Below are 19,767 nucleotides of genomic sequence, written 5' to 3' on the forward strand. Positions count from 1 at the left end.
CTAATTTGGAATAAAGATGCTTGAGTCTTGCGATTTCCAACGAAACTTTCGAAAATGGGCAGACTTGTAGCATGACGGGAAACTCGCTTGCTCAGGCAGGTATCTTGAGATGCTTAAGGATGTCGAATAGGGGCTTTTTCTCTAGGGCTTGTTGATACACGTATACGATGATCTGCCCGAAATACTCTTGCCGGATTCTGTACACCACATCTCCAAGCGTAAGATGCTTGTCGCTCTTCATCCAGTCCTGACGCTGAGATTCCAGAAAGTTCTGCGTCAGATACTGAATGGTCCAAAACCGTTGAATGCCTGCAAATGAGAGCAACTGATAGTGGTCAAAGCCCAGCAGTTCTTTGAAATAGCGATAGCCGGTTTCGATGTTCCATCGTACGTGATAATAGCGTTGGATCGTGACGAGATCCAAGCTTAAATCCGTACACAGGAGACAAACCTGAGGTTTGCTCGAATCGGCATATTCATCTTTCCAAGACAGCAGAGCTTTGACGTTTTCCATTTCGCTTAATGGTCCTTCATATTCATAAACCCAGTACGTTCCCTGACTTTCCACCGTAACGGAGCGGAGGTCAGACTTGCGAAGATACTGGACAGCGAAATCAACCATGGAGATCGTTATACCGCTGACGCAGATCAGTCGATTCGTCTTTACAGCGGCGATGACATGAAAACCCTTGAGGTTACAGGCATTAATGACCTTCTCACTGGTGTACCAGCTATCCATCAGAACGTAAACTTGTTCGTCTTTCGAAGCCGGGAATGCTTCAATCATTTCAAGAGCGAGATCGTTCTTGCTTTTGAATGATAAGCGGTGCTCCTCGCAATATTCTTCACGGTAATAGGGACGAAAATCCCAAGCATAGGAACTGCCTTCGCTTACAATGTGAGCAGTGACAACGCAGTGGCACCAGACTGATTTTCCGGCTTCGTGTGAGTATTGAAAGCTGAGGGCTTCCATTTTCTTCGTCGAGGTTTCCTTCTTACAGCAAGTATCATCCACGATGAAGAATACAAGTTGTCGAGTGTCACCGCTCTTTGCTCGTTTATCGCGAATCTTATCCATTATGAATTGCATGCGTCGGCGCTGCATGCGATTAACGCACCATGGCGAATGATTCAAAAAATTCGTGACATTACTGAGGTGACGATCTCCTCGGGCAGCTTGCTGAATTTGTGTCATATTTTTACGGCCGGCACAAAGAATGATGCCGTGAATGAGGGTAAACAGATGACCAAGCTGTGGTTTAGAAAATTCCAGCTTCAAGGCTAAAATGAACTTGACGATAGGCAAGTAGAGGGATACCATGAGATTGGGACATCTCCTTTTCTTGGAAATTGTAGTTGTGGTAAACGACAATTTCTCTATCCAAAGGCGATGTCCTTCTTCTGTTTATGGATTCGACGAAGCTTCTAAATTTCTACCCTAAATCTGCGGTCATCGACGGCAATATTTTCGCAACACTCAAGTAAAGATGTTGAATAATTACAAATAATCAATATAAATAACCTTGATATGAATAAATCAAATTTAATAATGTGATCACTTTTATATATAATGAACTTAAGTCGAGAATACCTATCGTTTTAGTGGTCATACTTTTAAGTCATTGTATACGTAAAATTATTTTTCCTGTGTTTTTATTTTGTTCCATATGTTCATGAGCTTTATTGGCCTGTTCCCAATCCCAAATAGAATCAATGACTGGCTTCAGATTTCCTTTTTCAAAAAGCGGCAGTGCGAATGCCGTAAATTGTTCGGTCAAGCGTATTTTTTCCTCGGGTGATTTGGAGCGAAGCGTGGTACCGATGACCTGAAGCCGCCGTCTTAGCAGCAAGCCCAGATCCAATTCTTTCACCTTACTTCCACCCATCATCCCAATGAGGATTAATCGACCATCGACTGCAAGTGATTTAAGATTCTCTTCCCAATAAGCTGCACCGATGAAATCTAAAATGATATCTACGCCTTTACCTTGTGTTGCTTCCATAACCATGGGTGCAAACGGACCCGCTTTATAATCAATGGTCCTGCTCGCACCAAGCTGAAGGCAAGCATTCCGTTTCTCATTGTTGCCTGCCGTTACGATGGAGGCTGCTCCTGCCTCTAGGACAAGCTGAATCGCTGCTGTCCCGACTCCGCTCGCACCCGCGTGGATCAATACGGTTTGCTTAGGCTTCAAGCCGCCAAGCAAAAAAAGGTTCAAGTAAGCCGTCAGAAACACTTCAGGTATGGCAGCGGCTTCTTCATATGTAAAAGTATCTGGAATGCGAATCGCCATCCCGGCCGGAATGCTGACACGCTCGGCATAGCCGCCTCCCGGCAGTAGAGCACAGACGCGATCTCCCGCTTTCCAGCCGCTGACCTTACTGCCGACTTGTTCCACCACTCCGGCCATTTCCATGCCGAGAATGGGTGAAGCTCCTTCAGGCGGCGGGTAAAGCCCTCGCTTCTGCAGCAGGTCCGCACGATTCAGCGCTGTTGCTTTGATATTGACGAGTAAATCTGTATCGGACATCACAGGATCGTCAGCTTGTCCCAGGTACAATTGATGCGTTGTTTCATCTATAAGTACAGCTTTCATAAGTTTTCCTCCATTCTCTCGCAGCTTCTTAAAATGTTTAATGCAGCCGCGGATTACCGGGCTGCATTAGCTGTGTCATGCTATATTTTCATCCACTCTGTAAAATTCGTAGCCCTGCCGTGATGTTTCCTCCAAAAAGTCATTTAATGCCTGAAGCATATGCGAGGGCGCATCAATATCGGCCCCAAAGGTTTGCCCGCTGTCGTGCAGCACGATCACATCGCCTTTTTTCAACTTCGAAAGCAGCCGTTTTTTGATTTTTTGAGCTCCTCCCTTGCTATCCCAATCTCCAACGATGAGAGACCAAAGCACAACGCGGAAGCGTTTGAACAACAGGAAATCAAATATGTTGAAAATCCCCCATGGGGGTCTGTAATGAATGGGCGTAATGCCAATAATCTTTTCAATTGTGCGAATGGAATGCTGCAATTGAATTCGTACCTTCCATGGAGTCATCAAAGCGTTGGCCCTGTGCAGGTAATTATGGACGCCAACCAAATGGCCTTCCTGATGCATACGTGTAATGAGTTCGGGATATCGCTCTGCCTTGGAACCGAGAACAAAAAAGGTGGCTTTAACATGATATTTATTTAATAAGTCCAGCAATTGAGGTGTGTATACCGGATCGGGTCCATCATCGAAGGTTAAGGATATCCCGTGACCCTTGGATTTCTTATGAATACCTAGGAGAAGCAGGTGAATGATAAGAGTCGGTATGATGGTATAAACACAAAGTAGAAAAAACGAAAACCAGAACAAATCATTCACGTTTACACATCGCCCTTCCTTTAAAAAAATCCTGCTGTTAGATATTATGTAGAGTGTCCCTTCATCAACTTTACCAGACAGCCCAATCCAATGCCAGAATTTTTTTTTATTAATCTTGTAAATATTTCTAGGAACGTCATCTAGCTCGTTCTTTTTTTCTTGTCTTCCAGCTAATACCGATCAACAATGCAAAAACTACAGCACCGATAACTCCCCATACCCATTGACCGTGCCTCACCCCTGCATAAATCGCTCCCATAGCTATTGTAAATGGCAGAATGCCAAGCCCAGTAGTCCATACGAAGCTCCATATGTTTATTTTCAAAAGCCCTGCAGCGTAATTGACGAAATGATAAGGTAACAAGGGTACAAAGCGTATGAGTAAAAGTCCGATATTTTCGCGCTCTTCGATGAAGTCTTCCATCTTATTTAAATAAGGCGCCGCCAGCTTACCGAAGAAGGGCTTTGCAATCCATTTCGTCAAATATAAGGCTCCAATCGCACCTATGACTCCCCCTATCCAGGCATACACACCACCCCATAAGGGTCCGTGAATTTCCATCAGGATGATTGAAACGAACTCACCCGGAACAGGAAGGATATTGACCAGGGACTGAATGGCGATTCCAATTATGATGCCCAACAATCCAAGGTTTTGAATGGCTTTCATCAAAATTTGCGCTTGTCCTGTATGAAGAAAATATAAATAGGCACCAATCATACAGGCAATTATAAATAATCCGAGGATACGGATATATTTGGAATTCGGTGATTTTTCCGTATTCATGATGCTTCACCTCTGTATCTTTTCTCGAGCTCCTTCACAGATAAAACAACGATTTTCGGAGTAAAAGCATCACCTTTATGCTCAATCAGTTGTTTACCATCCGGATTGATGACAGAAAGCAATACACGCAAATAATACTTAGTCAATCGGGAGAAGATACCTGCCGGCAAATCGACGATCGTGAACCCGAGCTTCTTCGTACCCCGATGAATCATGGTAATTCCGATTACCCCTTTAATGTTCCCCAAACCTGGATCAAGCTCAATTTGTTTCAAAAGCACCGGAAGTGTTTGTTTAGTAGTTCTTATCATGCCGACTGCAAGCTGTACCATGGATCCAGTTTCTGTCAGCATCTGAAAGAGCATCCGATTGTTAAAATGGAGTTCTATGATCCGGTCTCCATCCCGGATTTCTTCACCATCATCAAGCTGCATGGCTTGGCCATGGTACGTTTTCGCCCTGCAATAGTACAGCTCATTGTCGGGATCAATCTGCTTCACATGGAACAGGATATGAAATAGGCTTTCCCATTGAAACCAAAGCCAAACCAGGAATCTTTTGTACGGTTTAATCCGATCCATTTTATAGTCGATCTCCTTTGGCTTCAGACGGGTTGAAGCGCTTCTTTGGCGATGGCTTCGATGATGCTCTTTGCAATATAATCTGCGGATGAATCTTTTCGCAGCGCGGACATTCTCGACCTGATGTGCCCGGCATAGGCATCATCCGACAAGCAGCGAAGCAGCTGATTTTCCAGCTCGTCCGGGCTTTGTGAGATGGCAGCTACACCTTTTTGCGAAAGGAAGCGTGCATTTTCTTTTTCCTGGCCGGATAAAGGCCTATATACAAAGATCGGCAATTGCAAGGTGATCGCCTCAGTTAAAGTCAGTCCGCCTGCTTTGGTCAATATACAAGATGATACTGCCATGAGCTCATGAATATGTTCAATAAATCCAAAGATATGGATATCAGGATGATACCGGAACAGCAGGTTTAATTTATGCTCCAGCCTTTTGTCCCGGCCGCATACGACCGCAATTTGGCAATTTCCTTTCACGACCAAGGATTCAGCCATTTTTTCAATATGCTTGAATATTCCATAGGAGCCTGCCGAAATAAGCACTGTTTTCTTCCGCGGATCCAAGATTCCTTGAAATGCGTTGCTGGATTCAGAAATTGCCTGAAAGGCTTGTCTGATCGGAATGCCGCTGACTTCAACTTGTTCAGGAGCCAATCCTTTATCCAACAACTCCGCTTTCAGCTCATCTGTAGCTACATAATATTTATGCACATCCGAGTGAATCCATCGCGAATGCAGCGCATAATCCGTAACAACAGTAAAGGTTGGTATGTCTAGGTGGCGGCCAGTTTCCGGAGCTGCACCGAACGGAAATGTGTTAATGATGGCGTCTGGCCGTTCAAGATCGATAAATTCTCTAAGCTTCTTTTTCCCAAGCAGGTTAAAATACTTATTGAGCGGTCCATCCTGCTTCGAATCACGCGTCATATAGTAGCTCCAACCGTAATAATCCAGGCCATAGGCCGGAGCTTGAGTGCTTTTTTCATAAATCGTTGTTGTGATCGTGTTGAGGACCGGATAAGCTTCCTTCATCAAATCGATAATGTGGACCTTATTGATGCCGCGCAAATGCAAACGCTGCTTTAGCGCTTGGGCCGCTTGTTTATGTCCATTCCCGTAACTCGCAGTCAGGATCATGATGCTTGAATCAACTTTATTCACTGGCAGACTCCTCTTTCCTGATGCATCCAAGTTTTAATGAATGATAAAACGCCGATAAAACCAAATGGATAAAAATACCCAGAAACCGCTGGCCAAATAACCAGCTATCACGTCACTGGGATAATGGACACCCAGATAGATACGGCTGAGCCCTATGGCTGCGATAAAAGCCGATCCAATCAGGAGCAATAACACTCTGGCGTTCCCGGATGCGTTCTTCCACAGCAGGAAGATGAGGATCGCATACAGGCTGAATGCTGCCATCGCATGCCCGCTTGGGAAGCTGAAGCCGACAGCTTCGATAATTCGATGAAGATCAGGACGGGTGCGATGAAACAATAGCTTGAGCAGCACATTCAACAAGGCAGATCCAGAAACAGCTATTGTAAATAAAATCAGTTCCTTGCGATGGCCCAAAACGAAGTAAAGAATAATAAGAGCAAGTACAGCAATAATTACAATTGGCAGTCCGGCTCCGATAAATGTGAAAAATTTCATGATCGTTGTCATTGTGGGGGCTTCCATACCCTGAACGAATGAAATAATCGAACTGTCAAAGCTTTTCATGTACGGACTGCTGTACAAAAGTGCCATACAGGCGAAGCCTGCAGCGCACAGTATGCTAACCAATCCGCTTGGGAACAAAGGTTTATTGTTCATCAAGCACTAGGTCCTCCTCTGCTCGGCCATCGTTTACCTTACATACATTATTCCACAACTAATAGAAGTATATCAAACCATTCATTAGAAACAAATAAGAGATACATGAGAAAGCTGCAGCCGGGTTATCCTGTATTCTACTACTCACCTATTCCGGATGGTGGGACTCTCACAACTGCACGCCGAGTCATCCCTGGAAATGGACAAGCTGCGGCCGCAGCTGCCCAACAGCCGCAGGCACTTTTTCTCTTCCGATCGGTTTCATTCATGAAAGATTATCTTTGAGTAACGGGTTTTCGCAGCATGCGGAATATTTCAAGGAGTACAATGTGCAGAGTCAACCATACACCGCCAAAGGAAAAACCGGCCGCGACACTGCTTGGCAATTGCTTATCAACCAGCACATCATTCAGCCCAACCCATAACAACAAAGCAATTAGCACGGGAATGATGACAGTTTTGAGCCATATCGCGGAGGAATGGCGGAATAGCAAAAAACCGGCATATCCGTAGAGGATGACAGCCGTTAGTGTAGGTTCAGATGGAAATCCGATTTCTCCCCAATTGCTTGTAGAACTTGGAAGCCCGATGCGGTGGAACACGGTAGTAAGCAGTTCTCCCCAAATTTCCCCTCCCGCAACAGTGACAGCCAAAGATCCGAACTCAAGTACTCGATCCGTGCCTTTAATCAAGATCCAGACCATAATCAGAATAACAATCCCCGCAGCTGCGGGCAAGGAGACCAAAAAAGAAGCAGGCTGCACCCAATCAAAGGAGAAATCTTCTTGCAGAGAGCTAATAAGCACCATGGTCACTTCGTTAAACTGATCGAACTCATTGGCCAGGAAATCCTGAATAATCCCGATGGTCAGTAAGGAAAACCCAAGAAAAAATAGAGCCGTCAACGATATAATGAGTCTAACCCGAGCCAGAGAGTGAAACAAATGCAGAGCTTTACGAACAATTTTTCCCATAGTTTGATCGATTCCGCGGCTGTATCTCTTAATCACAAAAATGATTAAAAACAATAAGCTTATGATCACTGCTCCTATCAACAAATAGCGGGAAATGGCATGGTGTAATTTTTCCCATTGAGGTCCGAGCAGTTTCCCGATCGTCACGAAAACCGCGACCCATAAAAACGCGCCGGAATAGGCATATATCGCATAACTACGAAAAGACAAACGCGTTACACCGCTGAAATAACCGGTAAAATGTCTTACTCCAGGGATATAATAAGCAGCTATTAGCAGTTTATTCCCGTGCTTTTCAAACCATACCGAAGTTCGTTCTATTTTGTCAGGACCAAAGTGGATATATTTACCGTATTTTTCGAAAAAAGGAAGCCCGAGCCGATAACCGATCACATACGAGACTGTCATACCCAAGCTTACCCCGGCACCGCCGGCCAAAATAATACCAAGCCAGCTGAGTTTCCCCTGAAACACCATAACTCCGGCTGAACCCATCATGAGCTCGCCGGGAAGCGGCAGTGCCAGCAATTCGAGAAAGAGGGAAAGAAATAGGATGAGGTACCCATGATGATTGAAAGCATCGATAATCCAATGAAACATTATGCTGCTCCTCCCTTACGATAAGGCAGAATCCCTTCTTTGTTTCCATCGTAACATAAATACTGCAGCAATTACGATTAAAAGAAGCGCCGGCATTCCTATGGAAACTGCAGCAACCAATGAAGGATCCATACTCGAATTGCTGATAATTTCAACCGGTATTGCTACGCTGGATTGAATATTATTAAACTGGGAAGACATAGCTGTAACATATAAGAAAAAGGTGCTTGTGTAAACGAAACGGATCGGAAGCTCAACAGTCCTGGTTTCTTTAGGCTGAAGCGTACCCATAACAACCGGCTTGTCAGCGCTGTAGTCCTCCAGGTTGACTGTCATGTGCTTGCCAAGATCGGCAAGAGTAATGTAAGCCATCACATCTGGAATCGGTTGATCGGTCAAATTGGTCACGTTGGCTTTAACCATTTGTTCAATGCCCGGATAATCTTTAACTTGCGTGGGTGATAATAGCTCTACAGAAAGCTTAGGAGAGGCAACCGCAGCTGCTCCGGCCGCATGTGGGACAGCAGCAAGCAAAAGCAATACTGCAAGCAGCAAGCGCCATAAAGATTTGCTTTGTGTTATTAGCTTCATGGCTTATTCCCCCCCTAATAAGGTTAATTTTTTTACCGCATATGCAAGAAATAAAATGGCTGCTAGCGCGAACCAAATCATGGAGATAGAGTTTAACACAGCATTTCCGATGGAAAGCTTATTGATCAGCAGGTCTTTCAGCAGGTTCATGGTTCCGGATAGCGGACTAATCGTATCTATGACTTTGCCGAAACCTGTTTTCTTAATGGAAGTGCCAAGAAATGCGGGCAGCGCTGTAACTAGGAATAAGGCTACTGAGACGATTATTGCATTTTTGCTGGATTGAAGCAAAGACGACAAGGCCAAGGATATGGCAGCGAATGAACCGACTGTAAGTGTGCCAAAAACGAACAAAAACAGGATCATGGCACCATATAAGGAAGTTCCGTTCCCAAGAGCAAGCATGTAAGGGAAAGCGATGATCGCTATAACTAGCCAAATTGTCATTGCTCCCAACCATTTTCCGATGACCATATTTCTCTTCTTAAGAGGCAATAGCAGCAGGCTTTCGAGCGTACCCTGTTCCTTCTCCCCGGCAATCGCTGCCGCGGCTGATATGATCGTCATCAGCAGTCCGAACGCTATGGCTACTTTCAAAAAGGTATTGATGATTTCCACTTGAGCGAGAATGCTTAATTCTTTCACGGTGATAAAACTGTAGGATAACCCGCTGAACATGACGGCGGCTAAAGCCATCCAGATGGCGCCTTTTAACGATAAAACCTGTTCTCGTATTTCTTTGCGAACCAATCTCCCCATCATGTTCATAACCTCCTCTCGTTTCCCGTAAGTGAAAGAAAAATATCTTCCAGGCTCGACACGGTTCCTTGCTGCTGATACCTTGTCTTAAACTCAGATACCAGATCTTCATCAATAAGCTTTCCATTTTTGACAATTGCAATTCGGTTGCATAATTCATCGATCTCTTTAAGCAAATGAGAAGTAATAAAAACAGTTACCTTCATCTCTGTGTTCAGATTTCGAATGAGCTGTGTGATATCCCTTTGTCCCTGCGGGTCAAGTCCCAGGGTCGGCTCGTCCAGAACGATCAGCTTCGGCTCGTGAATGATCGTTTTCGCGATACCCAGCCTCTGCTTCATTCCTCGCGAATATTGCCTTATCGGAACTTTACGCTTCTCAGCCAAGCCTACCTTCTCCAATAAATCCGTTACTTTGCGCCGGCTTTGATCCTTCGGAATTTCATACATGTCAGCAAAGAAAGACAAGTATTCTTCACCGCTCATCCAACCATAGAATCCATGAGATTCAGGCAGTACACCAATCATGCGGCGAATTTCCGCGGTATGATTCAGCGCATCGACGCCGTCTACCGAAATAGTTCCTGAGGTCGGCTCTACCAAGCCTGTTATCATGCGGATAGTTGTCGTCTTTCCAGCACCGTTAGGACCGAGAAAACCATAAATATCGCCATGCTTTACATGAATACTTAGGCGCTCGACGGCCATAAATCCATTGTCATATCTCTTCGTTAATTGTTCGGAACGCAGCATCTGGTTTTTCATCCTCCTTCTTTTACCCTACTCTAAATCTTAGGTTAATAGGCTGACATGAAAGCACAATAAGATCAACATGAGAATCGAGTGAGAAAACAATCCATTCTTATGGATAAGGAATAAAGACCGTGACCTCCGTTCCTTCATGTTCCTTACTTTCAATGTCTATAGTACCTCCGTGCAGGCGAACGATATTTCTGGCAATGGACAGCCCTAAACCGCTTCCTCCCGTTTTGCGATGGCGGGACGGATCAACCCGATAAAAGCGTTCGAACACGCGATGCAGCTCATCCTCGGGAATGCCTATTCCCTTGTCCTTCACACGAATCTCAATGCCTTCTTGATGGGTAACACTATGCGTTTTTTCCGAGAGTATCAGTTCTATGGAATCTTTACTATACTTTAAAGCATTATCGAGGAGGATATGCAACAGCTGATTCATCGTTCCTGGATTAGCATTCAGCAGCAGGGTGTCATGCGTAGAAATCACCTTCATCTCCCTATGGTAGAGCTTGCGAAGCATATCGACAGTATTTGCAGAGAAAGAAACTAGCTCGATTGGTTCCATAGCCAGCTCGGGCTTATTTTCCGTAGAAGCCAAATCAAGAAGGTGCTCCGTCATTTGTTTCATCCGCAGTGCTTCCGAGTAAATGGCATCAACCGCTACACGGCCATTCTCCTCATCCTTCAGGCCCCATCTGCGAAGCATATTGGCATAACCCTCGATAACCGTAAGCGGTGTCTTCAGTTCATGAGAAGCATCGGATATAAACTGCTGCTGGCGAATGAAATTATCCTCCAGTCGGCTCATCATCCGGTTGAATGTGGAAGCCATGGCGTGGAGCTCATCTTTGCTGCCGTCGTTAAGCGGAATTTTGCGATAAACAAGACTTTGCTCAATTTCTTCCATGATGTGAACCATTCCGGAGATGGGGCGAAGAATCCATTTGGATAAATAAAGACCGCCAATCAGACTCATTCCGATTGCACCCAAACTGCAGAGAGTCAAGATCGAGATGAGAATATTGATATGGTCTTCAAGCACATCAAGCTTCTCAGCGATTTCCATAGTCCCCAGGACTTGACTGCCTGAGACTATCGGTGTTCGAACAACTAAAATGTTTCCAACACTTTTTCGATAGAGCTCCGACTGATCGGAGGTTACAGGCTCGGGAGCGATCTGCAGGATTTCATTATCATTATCAATGGTTTGAAGGATTTTACCATGGGGATCCAATAAACGGATCATGCCTTGATCAGGCAAATATATTTGCAATAAATCGGTATTTTTCCCTTGTAAAATATCAGTGGGCTGCGCCTTATCAAGCAGGGTATGCGCTCTATGGAGCAGAAGATCTCGCTCGTTGTCCGTTGTAATCCGCAGAAAAGCGTAATATACTGTCAGGTTCACTGCGAGCAGAATGCCTACCAGCCACAAAGTTGTCAGCAAAGCGATTTTACGCTTGATGCTCATTTCAAGCTCTCCTTCATACTGTATCCAACCCCGCGGTAGGTTTGAATCAGCTGATTAGGAAACGGATAATCAATTTTCTTGCGCAAATAACGAATATACACATCCACTACATGAGTGTCACCGACAAATTCATAGCCCCAAACGTGATTAATAATTTGATCCCTGGTCAAAACAAGATTGCGGTTCTCCAGCAAATAGTGAAGCAGCTCAAACTCCGTTCGAGTGAGATCAATAGGTGTTTTCCCCCGAAAAACCTCTCTTGTTTGCGGATTGACGGTTAAATCACCCATACTGAGAATTGGAGCAGACCCGTTAGGTTTGATCTGTTCATCCTCCAGCTTCCTGATGCGCAAACAATTGCGGATTCGTGCAAGCAATTCTTCGATTTCAAAAGGCTTCGTAATGTAATCATTGGCACCTTGATCCAGGCCGCTGACTTTATCCGGGGTGGCATCACGAGCGGTCAGTAAAATCACGGGTGTACGCTCATCCGTTTGGCGCAAACGACGCAATACCTCCGTTCCATTAAGCTCCGGAAGCATAATATCGAGCAGGATGATGTCCCAGCCGCCGGATAATGCCATTTCCAGACCTTCTCTGCCAGAGGCTGCCCGACCCACTTCATAGCCTTCATAACGAAGCTCCATCTCCAAGAGGCGCGCTATATTATCTTCATCTTCAATAATTAGAACTTTCGCAATCATGTATGTAAATCCTTTCCTTTTCTATTTCTTCACATTATAGTCTATCCAAATGAGAATACAGTGAGAAATGTTTTGACAAACCGTATAAATAACATATACAATAACCTTCGTACTTAATTGATAATAATAATCATTATCTATGCAGAGGGTGTAGAACTTGATATGAAGAAAGTCATTTCTATATGGTTTACTTGTATGCTGATATATATTTGGATTCAACCAGGCGCTGTCATGGCCTCAGTGAAAGCAAACCCGGATTTTCAAGCAGCTAATCAATTCGTGCTGACCGCTCTGCAAAAAGCTGAACAAGGTGATAATAAGTCAGCATTGGAGCAGTTTAAAAATTTCCAATCGAAATGGTACGAGGTGGAGGATGGCGTGAAGAAGCAATCCACCGCGGCTTACAAAGAAATTGAAGATTTGATGGGTCAAGTGCAATTTGCTTTTGCCAAGCAGCCGCTGGATGCAAGTATGGTGAAAGAAAGCCTTCACCAGCTTGCCCAACTTAATGAATCAATAATAAACGGGACCTTCGTTTCCAAAGCATCATCATCCAAGAACGGCCGCACTGTCACCCTTGCTGATTTAACCGCTTTATTGGAAGATGCGCTTGTAAAATTGGACGCATCTGACGTGACAGGAGCCAAGCAAAACATAGAGCGTTTCAGGCAATCCTGGCTTGAGGTTGAAGGCCTGATTTTGTCTCAATCGGATCAAGTGTATAAAAGCACTGAAAAAAATATGGTGACCTCCTATGCCGCACTGGCCTCCACTACTCCTGATTTGGAATCAGCGAAACAAATTATCCGGCAAATGAGCCAGGACCTTACACCGCTTGCGAAAAAAACCAGCTATACCCTCTTTGACGCCTCCGCCATTTTACTGCGCGAAGGTCTTGAAGCGCTTCTCATCATCGTGGCTTTACTAGGCTTCCTTAAAAAGAGCGGGAATGAACAGAAAAAGCCATGGATTTGGTACGGAGTCGGATCGGGACTAGGCATCAGTATCATTCTCGGTGTTATCGTTCAAGTATTATTCAGTGCCGGAGCTTTTGGTAAAAATAACTTTTTGATCACGGGTTGGACCGGATTGTTTGCGGCTTCCATGCTGTTTTATATGAGCTATTGGCTGCACAGCAAGTCCAGTATGCATGTATGGCAATCCTACATCCAGAACAAGGGCAATCAAGCCCTTGCCAAAGGAAGCCTGTGGTCCTTGGCTGTTCTTGCTTTTCTGGCTGTTTTTCGAGAAGGAACGGAAACGGTACTCTTTTTTATCGGGATGGCCTCTTCGATCACCCTGGTTACTCTGCTTTCCGGTATTGCTTTGGGCATCCTTATTCTGGCTGTTCTTGCTTTCCTCATTTTCTATTTGGGAATGAGAATTCCCATGCGTCCGTTTTTCCTGGTTTCCAGTGTTCTCGTATTTTATCTTTGCTTTAAATTTACCGGGATGGGCGTTCATGGTTTGCAGCTTGCAGGTTTATTACCCGCTACCAACCTCAACGTGCCAAGTTTTACATCGATTGCTGTTTATCCGACTCTGGAAAGCTTCATCCCCCAGGTTCTCTTGCTAGCTATAGCCATTACAGTTGTCATCTGGAACTTCATAAAAGGCAGGCGCATTCATAAGCGATTAATAAAATCATAATACTTATACGGAGGTTCTGGAAAATGAAAAGATTTATGATGGTGATTCTTGCAGTCACCGTTTTCTCCCTGATTCTTGCGGCTTGCAGCTCTTCCAAAGGCACCAGCACAGCCGATGGGGCTAAAGCCATGCAATCGACTCTTATCGATTTGCAAAAACAGATTGACGCTAAAGATGAGGGTAAAGTTAAGGATGACGCCAAGAAGCTGGAAGATTCATGGGTGACCTTTGAAGATAATGTTAAAACCAAATCTCCTGAGCTCTATGCAAAAGTGGAAGCGCCGCTTGGCATCATTCAGGCGGGAGCCAAAGCTTCTCCCCTCGATACGGCAACACTTACTTCTGCTGTCAAAGAATTGAACACCGTCTTGAATGAATTAGCCAAATAACGGCTTTTGCTTTACCTGCGCAGCCGCAAATTTGGAGTGAACCATAATCGATAGCTGAGCAGACTTAACAGGATACTTGTAATGGCCGCGGAGCTTGTAAAGGCAAACATGATGAGAATCTGGTATCGAACGGCTTCGACCGGATTGGCCCCTGCTATAATCATCCCGGTCATTATTCCGGGAAGTTGAACGAGCCCTACGGTTTTCATCCCATCAATGGTAGGGATCATACTGGATTTAACCGATCTTTTAAGCGAGTCCTGAATCGCTTGTCGGGCTGTAGCTCCAAGCGACAATAACGTTTCAATTTCGCCTCGCGATGCCTGAACCTCACGTTTCATTTGATTTAAGAATAAACCGGCTACCACCATCGCATTGCCAATCGTCATCCCGCTTATAGGAATGATGTATTGCGGAGTGGCTTTGACGATTTGAAGTCCCAGCAAAAGCCCCATCATTAAAAGCTCAGTTGCAGAGATGGCGATAACTATCCTCCATTTGATCCCGCGCAGGCCGCTGCCTCGTTTTCCCGCGTTCCAGGACGCAACACTAATCATGACCGTCAGGATCAGGAGGATGAACAGGGGATGGCTGCTGTTGAAAATGAACTGCAGCACATAGCCTACCAACAGCAGTTGCAAGGCAGAACGAACCGTCCCTACAGCTATATCACGTTCCAACCCCAGCTTCTGCCACAAAGAGACCAGCATCGTAATCATAATAAATACAAGAGTTAAACTCAGAGCTAATATTGACATGTTCAAACCCCTTTTGATGGCAATTGTAGAAAGCTTCGCGCCATATCCGTTGCCGGCTGCTGGAAAAATTCAGTGGTTGGCGAATCCTCCAGCAAGGTTCCATTACCCATAAACCAAATCCTCTGGCTCACGGAATGGGCTTGTTCCAGATTATGTGTTACCCAGATCAGCGTCGTTCCCTCTTCCCTGTGCCAGTTCAGCAGCAATTGCTCCACCAGCTTCATACTGTGCATATCCAGTGAGGCTGTAATCTCGTCCAAAAGAAGAACTTCCGGACGCAGCAATAAAGAGCGTATTAAGGATATTCTCTGCTTTTCCCCTCCGGACAAATCCGCAGCACTCTTACCAAGCTGAAGATGTTCGAGATCCAGCTGCTTCAATAATTGGCTCATAAGCTGATGGTCATGAGGTTTTTTATGTAAATAGCTCACTATCTTCAAATTATCTTCTATAGTTCCAGAAAGCATAACGGCTTGCTGCGCCACATAGCAGACCTTCATGCGCCAGCTTCTTTGGTCCATGCTTCTGAATGATACTTGTTGCAGTAAGATATCCCCTTCGTCAGGCTCATCCAACAAGGAAAGAATCCGCAGCAGTGTACTTTTTCCTTGCCCGGATGCGCCTAACAGCGCGATAACTGTCGGCTGGGCGATTTGAGCAGAGACCCCCGAGAATAGATATGGCTGAGTCGAACCCTCAAATGTTTTTTTCAAACCTTGGATGTCCAATACTTGCATCAAAATTGTAAGCCTCCTTAAAAGCTTGATCCAACAGGGAAAAATGGCAATTGATCAAGTCAAAATCATTATTGTGACGTTTCGTTTCTGTGAATAAAGTGTAAAAAGAATATATACAGGTCGCATTTCAGTAACCCATCATATCGAAAAAGGAGTGAATCATCATGTCAGGACAAACTCAAACAAGCAACAAACTGTTCATTACAACACTTAGTTTTTCGCTTGGTGCTCTGGCCGCATTATTGTTTGCACCAAAAACCGGAAAAGAATTACGCAGAAATATTGTCGATAAGTATTCTTCACTTGAAGAAAGCACGGTATCCTTGGCTCTACAGGTTAAGGATAAAACGGTGGATCTGAGCCAAAAGGTAAGTGATCGAGCTCAAACCTTGGTCAAACGTGCAGGTGACACATCACAAGATCTTGCAGAGCAGGTCAGTGATAAAGCAACCGAGCTGACACAGATAGCCAGCAGCAAGACGCTGGATTTTGCTCAAAAGGCCAGTGACAAGGCTCTGGATATCGGCCTTCAGGCCAGTGAAAAAGCGCTGGATTTAGGTAAAGACATCAGCGAAAAATCCGATGACCTTGCTTATAAGTCCGGCGCCAAGAAATATTAGGTTAATAATATCATAAATCAAAAGGCTGTCCATTCTCACACTGTGAGTTGGACAGCCTTTTCATTTCAATCGGAGGTTTACATCTGGTTGAAAATGTCGGTTAATACCGGTACGATTTGGGATTTACGGGAAACGACCCCTTTTAAGACGGCCTTGTTATCGACCAAGGTTACGTTATAAGCCTTCTCGACCGCATTGGCGGCACGACCCAGGACTAAAGCAACGGAATCGTTGTTCAGAATATCGGTTACTACGAATACAAACAGGTCCAAGCCTTTAACTGCGATAATCTTGGAAAGAGCTTCTTCCAGTTCCGCCTGCTTAACGAGAACATCCTGTGTGTCCACTGCGTTGACCTGGGCAATTTCTACTTTTGCGTTACCCATAGAAAACTCTTTGGCATCGAGCGAGATTAGCTGACTGATCGTTTTTTCGCTTAGATCGGCTCCTGCTTTCAGCATATCCAATCCATAGCTTTCAGCAAGGACTCCTGCGATTCCAGCCAATTCACGAGCTGCCTCCACATCTTCTTCTGTGCAGGTTGGTGATTTGAACAGCAGGGTATCGGAAATGATTGCTGATAGCATCAGCCCCGCAATTTCCTTCGGGATAGCTGTGCCCTTTTCCTTATATAGCTTATTTAAAATGGTAGCGGTGCAACCAACCGGTTCAGCACGATAGTATAAAGGATGGCTTGTTTCAAAATTTGCAATGCGATGATGATCGATAACTTCCAATACACGAACTTTATCGATATCGGCAGCACTTTGTTGACGCTCATTGTGATCCACCAAAATGACAGAGGCAGCTTCATTGGCAACCGTTTCAACGAGTCGCGGCGCTTCCACATTAAAATGATTTAAAGCAAATAATGTTTCCCCGTTAATTTCGCCTAAACGGACAGCTTCAACATTAAGGCCTAGCTTGGTTTTCAAAGCAGCATACGCAATTGCAGAACAGATTGTGTCAGTATCCGGGTTTTTATGCCCGAAAATCAGCGTTTTTTCCATGAGATAACTCCTTATTCGGTTTACTTGGGTAAGACCCTCTCTAGATTATATCCTTAAATCCTCCGAATTCCAATTCCTTTACAATGATTAATTCAAGCTCGATTTTTTGATCAAATGACAGCGGGCTTCGACAGTATTCTCAGCGATCTTCTTATAAACTATAATTCTATCTGATGAAGAAGGAGCCTCGAAATATGGAAACCATGAATAATAATGAAACCATTCCGCAGCTTCCCAAACCGTCCAAGCTTACTATGAAAATCCTTAACACTCGCATCGATCAGATCCAGGAAGACTATGACTTGCTGATTCAGAGAGTGAACGAATTGGAACAGCATCTAAAGAATTATGGCCATATTCAAAGTCTCACAGCTGCGGCCTCCGAAACGTCAATGGATATTAAACAACCGCCTAATGTCACTGACTCTTGGTCCATTCCCCGTTCTGTTCGACATCCCGCTCCGGTGAAAAAATCGTTCTGGAATAAATTATTTGGTTAGCAGCAACATTTCGACTAACATCAGCACCGTTAAATGAATCGGGTAAAAACCCAGCCATAGCCATCTGGGAATTCGAAGCTTTCCGATCCATCCAAATAAATTAGGCGCATAAGCAATGCAAATAGTCGCAATCACGCTAAAGCTTTCAATCAACCAACCCTTAAGGAAGACAAAAACCAGATTTAATAAAAGATGAAGTGCGACCATTCTATGAAATTTGGTGTAGCGATAAATGCAGACCAGAAGTAATCCGTACATGCCGTAATCGAATTGACCGAATTCCAATAAAATAGCGGATGCAATGAGGATGAGACCGCGCTGCAGATAGCTTTTATAGGTATCCAACCCTATCAATGCAAGCAGGCTGATTAAAAGCGTACCTACCGCATTGATGCCTTTTATATCTAATGCGATCATAAAAGGGTATTGGGACAAGATGCCGATCAGGGTTAATCGAAGCAAATATCTTTTAAGATTTGAGGTTCGCTGATATCCGAGGACTAGCAGATAAGCGTATATCGGAAAAGCCATCCGACCGACAATGCGCCATTCCATTTGATCCGGAAAAAAGGCTTTGCCAATATGGTCCACCAACATCGTGATCATCGCAACTAGCTGCACCGGGACCTCTCCTTTTTAAAAAACATAGATGAGATAAACCGCCGCAGTCCACATAACCACTGCCGATATTTTATTCAAATAGCGAATAAAACTACCTGATTTATCTTTCAATCCAACTAGACGTCCGGCTAACGCTAATGAGAAGAACCAGCACCATGAAACCGTCAAGCATGCTGCTGTAAAAGCAATTTTATATACTCCCTGGTAACTCAAAGAACTGGTGCCAAGAACGCCGATCGTATCCAGTATTGCGTGCGGATTTAACAATGAAATCATTAAGGTATAGCCAACAATCCGGCGAATACTGATAGTTTCAGCTGCTGCCGCGTTGCTGCTGCCTGCATTGACCTTGCTCCGCCAGGTGATGATTCCCATATAGACCAAAAACACAAACCCGCCAATAATCAGCAGGGTCTTCATCCAAACAAATTTCATAACCACCAGCGACACACCAAGTACAGCCAGTAAAATCAATAATGAATCACATAAGCATGCCGTTATCACGATTGGTAAAACCTGAACAAACCTCTGATTCACTGCACCTTGGGTAAAAATATAGAAATTCTGAACACCTAACGGTAAAATCAAGCCAATTGCAAGAATCAATCCATGTAAGTAGGCGACTGCCATCTCTGCTCCTTCATCTGTCCTGGCATTATCCTTTATTGAGGTAATCTCCTCATAAATCGATCAGGTTCCTTAGTAAAACCATATTGCTCATATAATCCATGCGCATCTTTGGTTGCCAAAATAGCGTTCAAATTTCTCAAAGGATCGAACTCAACCAAGTAAGATACCAATTTCTTTCCGAGTCCTTTACCCCTGTATGCTTCGTCAATAAACACATCGCACAACCAGTACGTCGTAGCATAATCCGTTACAACGCGCGCAAAACCAACTTGCCTTGTTCCATCATACATACCAAAACAAAGTGAATTTTCAATAGATCGTTCCATCATCTCACGAGATCGGGTATTAGCCCAGTAGCTTTTGCTCAAAAAACCTTGGATCGTCTCCTTCTGCAGCAAGCTTTTATCCGTGCTTATCGTATATTCACCGTTTTCATTCATAG

At 44.5% G+C, this 19,767-nt stretch carries 24 protein-coding genes; 5 read left to right on the forward strand and 19 right to left on the reverse strand.

Going from position 1 to position 19,767, the window contains the following annotated elements:
- Positions 1–91: 91 nt before the first annotated feature.
- From BLV33_RS04695 to BLV33_RS04725, 7 genes are all read right to left on the reverse strand, one after another.
- Positions 92–1,321, reverse strand: a complete 1,230-nt coding sequence (locus BLV33_RS04695; RefSeq protein ID WP_090788734.1) for an IS701 family transposase — start codon at positions 1,319–1,321, stop codon at positions 92–94.
- A gap of 298 nt (positions 1,322–1,619) precedes the next feature.
- Positions 1,620–2,597 (reverse strand): NAD(P)H-quinone oxidoreductase, encoded by a 978-nt coding sequence (locus BLV33_RS04700; protein ID WP_090788737.1) that lies wholly within the window; start codon positions 2,595–2,597, stop codon positions 1,620–1,622.
- 75 nt (positions 2,598–2,672) lie between these two features.
- Complete coding sequence (locus tag BLV33_RS04705; protein WP_090788739.1) at positions 2,673–3,365, reverse strand: polysaccharide deacetylase family protein; 693 nt, start codon at positions 3,363–3,365, stop codon at positions 2,673–2,675.
- A gap of 136 nt (positions 3,366–3,501) precedes the next feature.
- Entirely contained in the window at positions 3,502–4,152 is a 651-nt protein-coding gene (locus tag BLV33_RS04710; RefSeq protein WP_090788741.1) for a TVP38/TMEM64 family protein, read from the reverse strand.
- Positions 4,149–4,733 (reverse strand): YkoP family protein, encoded by a 585-nt coding sequence (locus BLV33_RS04715; RefSeq protein ID WP_090788743.1) that lies wholly within the window; start codon positions 4,731–4,733, stop codon positions 4,149–4,151. Before BLV33_RS04715 ends, BLV33_RS04710 begins: the two co-directional genes overlap by 4 nt.
- 23 nt (positions 4,734–4,756) lie before the next feature.
- On the reverse strand, positions 4,757–5,893 hold the full coding sequence (locus BLV33_RS04720) for an MGDG synthase family glycosyltransferase (RefSeq protein WP_090788745.1): 1,137 nt from the start codon (positions 5,891–5,893) through the stop codon (positions 4,757–4,759).
- Positions 5,894–5,926: 33 nt separating this feature from the next.
- The gene (locus BLV33_RS04725) at positions 5,927–6,553 is read right to left on the reverse strand and encodes a phosphatase PAP2 family protein (protein WP_090788747.1); all 627 of its coding nucleotides are present in this window, start codon (positions 6,551–6,553) and stop codon (positions 5,927–5,929) included.
- Positions 6,554–6,658: 105 nt separating this feature from the next.
- Here BLV33_RS04725 and BLV33_RS04730 point away from each other — a divergent pair, with 105 nt between their 5' ends.
- The gene (locus BLV33_RS04730) at positions 6,659–6,838 is read left to right on the forward strand and encodes a hypothetical protein (protein WP_090788749.1); all 180 of its coding nucleotides are present in this window, start codon (positions 6,659–6,661) and stop codon (positions 6,836–6,838) included.
- Here the strand turns inward: BLV33_RS04730 and BLV33_RS04735 are convergent.
- The 6 genes from BLV33_RS04735 to BLV33_RS04760 form a co-directional block, all read right to left on the reverse strand.
- A complete protein-coding gene (locus BLV33_RS04735) occupies positions 6,829–8,127 on the reverse strand; it encodes a VTT domain-containing protein (RefSeq protein WP_090788751.1) in 1,299 nt (432 codons plus the stop codon). The genes BLV33_RS04730 and BLV33_RS04735 overlap by 10 nt on opposite strands.
- Before the next feature lie 15 nt (positions 8,128–8,142).
- The gene (locus BLV33_RS04740) at positions 8,143–8,718 is read right to left on the reverse strand and encodes a hypothetical protein (protein ID WP_090788753.1); all 576 of its coding nucleotides are present in this window, start codon (positions 8,716–8,718) and stop codon (positions 8,143–8,145) included.
- A gap of 3 nt (positions 8,719–8,721) precedes the next feature.
- The gene (locus BLV33_RS04745; protein WP_171909014.1) at positions 8,722–9,480 is read right to left on the reverse strand and encodes an ABC transporter permease subunit; all 759 of its coding nucleotides are present in this window, start codon (positions 9,478–9,480) and stop codon (positions 8,722–8,724) included.
- Between the two features lie 2 nt (positions 9,481–9,482).
- Positions 9,483–10,229, reverse strand: coding sequence for an ABC transporter ATP-binding protein (locus tag BLV33_RS04750; RefSeq protein ID WP_171909015.1), 747 nt, complete (start codon positions 10,227–10,229; stop codon positions 9,483–9,485).
- A 109-nt stretch (positions 10,230–10,338) separates the two neighbouring features.
- Complete coding sequence (locus BLV33_RS04755; RefSeq protein ID WP_090788759.1) at positions 10,339–11,706, reverse strand: HAMP domain-containing sensor histidine kinase; 1,368 nt, start codon at positions 11,704–11,706, stop codon at positions 10,339–10,341.
- Positions 11,703–12,410 (reverse strand): response regulator transcription factor, encoded by a 708-nt coding sequence (locus BLV33_RS04760; RefSeq protein WP_090788760.1) that lies wholly within the window; start codon positions 12,408–12,410, stop codon positions 11,703–11,705. Before BLV33_RS04760 ends, BLV33_RS04755 begins: the two co-directional genes overlap by 4 nt.
- 162 nt (positions 12,411–12,572) lie before the next feature.
- On the opposite strand from BLV33_RS04760, the gene BLV33_RS04765 reads away from it, so the two are divergent.
- Together BLV33_RS04765 and BLV33_RS04770 are read left to right on the forward strand one after the other, a co-directional pair.
- Entirely contained in the window at positions 12,573–14,060 is a 1,488-nt protein-coding gene (locus BLV33_RS04765; protein ID WP_090788761.1) for an FTR1 family iron permease, read from the forward strand.
- A gap of 23 nt (positions 14,061–14,083) precedes the next feature.
- Entirely contained in the window at positions 14,084–14,449 is a 366-nt protein-coding gene (locus BLV33_RS04770; RefSeq protein WP_090788763.1) for a hypothetical protein, read from the forward strand.
- An 11-nt stretch (positions 14,450–14,460) separates the two neighbouring features.
- Here BLV33_RS04770 and fetB read toward each other — a convergent pair whose 3' ends face one another.
- Positions 14,461–15,207, reverse strand: a complete 747-nt coding sequence (fetB, locus tag BLV33_RS04775) for an ABC transporter permease (protein WP_090788765.1) — start codon at positions 15,205–15,207, stop codon at positions 14,461–14,463.
- A gap of 2 nt (positions 15,208–15,209) precedes the next feature.
- Positions 15,210–15,944, reverse strand: coding sequence for an ABC transporter ATP-binding protein (locus BLV33_RS04780; protein ID WP_090798683.1), 735 nt, complete (start codon positions 15,942–15,944; stop codon positions 15,210–15,212).
- 164 nt (positions 15,945–16,108) lie between these two features.
- Between BLV33_RS04780 and BLV33_RS04785 the strand changes: the two genes are divergently transcribed.
- On the forward strand, positions 16,109–16,564 hold the full coding sequence (locus BLV33_RS04785) for a YtxH domain-containing protein (RefSeq protein ID WP_090788767.1): 456 nt from the start codon (positions 16,109–16,111) through the stop codon (positions 16,562–16,564).
- Positions 16,565–16,641: 77 nt separating this feature from the next.
- Here BLV33_RS04785 and BLV33_RS04790 read toward each other — a convergent pair whose 3' ends face one another.
- Complete coding sequence (locus BLV33_RS04790; RefSeq protein ID WP_090788768.1) at positions 16,642–17,574, reverse strand: manganese-dependent inorganic pyrophosphatase; 933 nt, start codon at positions 17,572–17,574, stop codon at positions 16,642–16,644.
- A 194-nt stretch (positions 17,575–17,768) separates the two neighbouring features.
- On the opposite strand from BLV33_RS04790, the gene BLV33_RS04795 reads away from it, so the two are divergent.
- A complete protein-coding gene (locus tag BLV33_RS04795) occupies positions 17,769–18,074 on the forward strand; it encodes a hypothetical protein (RefSeq protein WP_090788770.1) in 306 nt (101 codons plus the stop codon).
- On the opposite strand, the gene BLV33_RS04800 is transcribed toward BLV33_RS04795, so the two are convergent.
- Genes BLV33_RS04800 through BLV33_RS04810 form a run of 3 tightly spaced genes read right to left on the reverse strand, consistent with a single transcriptional unit; the run spans position 18,063 to position 19,765 of the window.
- A complete protein-coding gene (locus BLV33_RS04800; protein ID WP_090788772.1) occupies positions 18,063–18,695 on the reverse strand; it encodes a TraX family protein in 633 nt (210 codons plus the stop codon). The two genes, BLV33_RS04795 and BLV33_RS04800, sit on opposite strands and share 12 nt — an antisense overlap.
- 15 nt (positions 18,696–18,710) lie before the next feature.
- Positions 18,711–19,325 carry a LysE/ArgO family amino acid transporter gene (locus BLV33_RS04805; protein ID WP_090788773.1) on the reverse strand — a complete coding sequence of 205 codons (615 nt, stop codon included), beginning with the start codon at positions 19,323–19,325 and terminating at the stop codon, positions 18,711–18,713.
- Between the two features lie 32 nt (positions 19,326–19,357).
- Positions 19,358–19,765, reverse strand: coding sequence for a GNAT family N-acetyltransferase (locus tag BLV33_RS04810; protein ID WP_090788775.1), 408 nt, complete (start codon positions 19,763–19,765; stop codon positions 19,358–19,360).
- Between the last annotated feature and the right edge of the window lie 2 nt (positions 19,766–19,767).

Origin of the sequence: Paenibacillus sp. GP183 (assembly GCF_900104695.1) — a bacterium.
Classification (GTDB): domain Bacteria; phylum Bacillota; class Bacilli; order Paenibacillales; family NBRC-103111; genus Paenibacillus_AI.